The organism is Rhizobacter sp. P2_H2 (genome assembly GCF_056403375.1).
In genome coordinates this window covers 1-2,418 of the sequence record NZ_JBFUFP010000843.1, presented here as the reverse complement: position 1 = coordinate 2,418, position 2,418 = coordinate 1, and the positions used below count along the sequence as shown (strand labels likewise).

Sequence of the window (2,418 nt, the reverse complement as noted above, 5' to 3'; positions counted from 1 at the left end):
CGTCGTGCACGTTGCTGCCCAACAGGGTTGCGCCCGCGCCGGTGCTCTCGACCAGCACACCCCGCGCCAGCAGCTCGTCCCAGGTCAGGACGCTGCCGTCGTCGAACTCGATTCGATCGAAGCTGCGGCCCACGGTGGCCAGCTGCGACACGCCTTTCTGGTCGAGCACCAGCGCGTCGCCGAACGAGCCCATGTCGAGCACCACGGCTCCGGTGTCCGCCTCGCGGCGCAGGCGCAGGTCTTCCGGCATGAAGTCTTCGCCCTGCAGCTGCAGCACGTTGTCCGCGCTGCGAGCCTCGGCGGCGACTGACACTGTGTCGCGCCCGTCCCCTTGCGAGAACTGCAGCGTCGTGCCTTGCGTGCTCGCAATGTCGAAGGTGTCATTGCCCATGCCACCGGACAGCACGGAGCCCTGAGCGTTCGCATCGGCGCGCAGGACATCGTTGTCGGCTCCGCCGATCAGGTGCTGGCCCGTGCCCGACGCGGTGAGGTCCTGCTGTCCGCGCAGCCATTGGCCGAGCGCGCGGGCAAGGCTCAACTCCTGCCCGTCCGCGACCTGGAAGGTCTGGACGGCCCCCTGCATCCCGCCCGTGATCAGGATGCCGCCCGCACCGATCCGCAGCACCAGGTCGGTCCCGTTCAGCGCAGCCTGTGCGGTGATCTCTCCACCCTCGATGACGATCTTGTTGCGACCCAGGTTGTCGACGATGGTGTCGACGACGGCGCCGTCGCTCAGATCGGATGCCCGCACGATGTAGGTGTCGTCCCCTGCACCGCCGGACAGGCCGTCGATGCCCGCGCCGCCGTCCAGCGTGTCGTTGCCGGCGCCGCCGAACAGCAAGTCGTCGCCTTCGCCGCCGTGCAGCTGGTCGTCGCCGTTGCCGCCGACCAGCGTGTCCTTGCCACGGCCGCCGTCGAGCTGGTCGTTGCCCGTCAGCGTGGAGACCACGGCGGTGCCATCCTCGTCCTCGCCCGACAACCAGTCATCGCCATCGCCACCGGTGAGCACGTCGTTGCCGCCGCCGCCCATCAGCGTGTCGTCGCCGGCACCGCCATCGAGCCGGTCGTTGCCGTGGATGCTGCCAGGCACCTTGTCGATCGTGTCGTCGCCCATCAACTGGTCATTGCCGGCGCCGCCGACCAGCGCGTCGTCGCGACCACCGCCGTAGAGACGGTCGTTACCGTCGCCGCCGTCGAGCTGGTCGTTGCCGTGTCCTTCGGCTGCCACGTAGGTGATCTCACCGTCACCGAACAGCACGTCGTCACCGGTGCCGCCTTTCAGCGCGTCGTCGAGCGCGCCACCGATCAGCGTGTCCTTGCCGGCGCCGCCGTCGAGGACGTCGTTGCCGGACCATTGCGCGGCAAGGCCGTATTCGTCGCCGTGCAATTCGTCGTTGTCGTCACCGCCGTTCAGCACGTCGGAGCCGCCGTTGCCCATCAGCACGTCGTTGCCGGCGCCGCCGTTGAGCAGGTCGTTGCCGTGCTGGCTGCCGTCCAGGCCCGTCTGCCCCTTGGACAGCCCGGTGATGCCATCGACCAGCGCCGTGCTGAGCCGCGACAGGTAGTCGCCGTACAGCAGATCGTTGCCGGCATCGCCGTTGAGGATGTCGTTGCCCTGGTAGCCGGCCACCACGTCGTTGTCAGCGCCCGCGAAGACCAGGTCGTCGCCACCACCRGCGTTGACCACGTCATCTCCCGCGCCGGTGTCGATCACGTCGCGCCCGGCGTATGCCGCCGTGCTGAAGCTGTCCAGCAGCCGCGTCTGCGGGTTCGGGTCGTTCGGGTCGTAGGCGTAGCCGCCGTTGCCGGTGTTACGGCTGCTGCCCTGGATCACCAGGTCGAAGCTGCCGGGCTCGTAGCCCAACTGCGCAGCGACGGACGCATACAGCGGGTTGCTCTCGGGCAGCACGCTCGTGCCCAGCGTGTCCTGCGCGAACGCCCGCAGGTCGATGTTGGCCAGCGGGTCGATGTAGCCGTACGGCAGCGACAGCCGATTCCCTGCACCGGCCGGGTTGCCCGTCCAGCCCTTGCTCGTGATGTACACCGCGTACTCGCCGGTGCTGACCGGCCCCAGGTCGCGCCAGCTGACGTGTTGGCCACCCTGGCCGTTGCGGTTCTCACCCTCCATCACTGTATCGGCCTGGCCGAGTTCGGCGAAGGACTTGAAGCCCGTGCCCATGTCGCCATCGCTGAGCACGATGTCGCGGCCCGCGCCGGTGATGATGCGGTCGTCGCCCTGGCCGCCGAAGACCAGGTCGTCGACGCTGCTGCCGACGATGAAGTCGTTGCCCTGGCCACCGTCGAGCAGCGGGGCTTCCTGCGCGGTGAGCAACGGCGTGCCCGCCAGGGCCTGCGCCTCGGTCTGCTCGACCACCGCGAACAGCCGGTCATCGCCGGCGCGGCCGACGATCTGCGTGG

At 69.1% G+C, this 2,418-nt stretch carries 1 protein-coding gene; it reads right to left on the bottom strand.

All coding sequences use genetic code 11. From position 1 onward, the window contains the following. A partial coding sequence (locus AC1D15_RS27135) for a calcium-binding protein (protein ID WP_477828451.1) occupies positions 1 to 2,418 on the bottom strand: 2,418 nt, incomplete at both ends.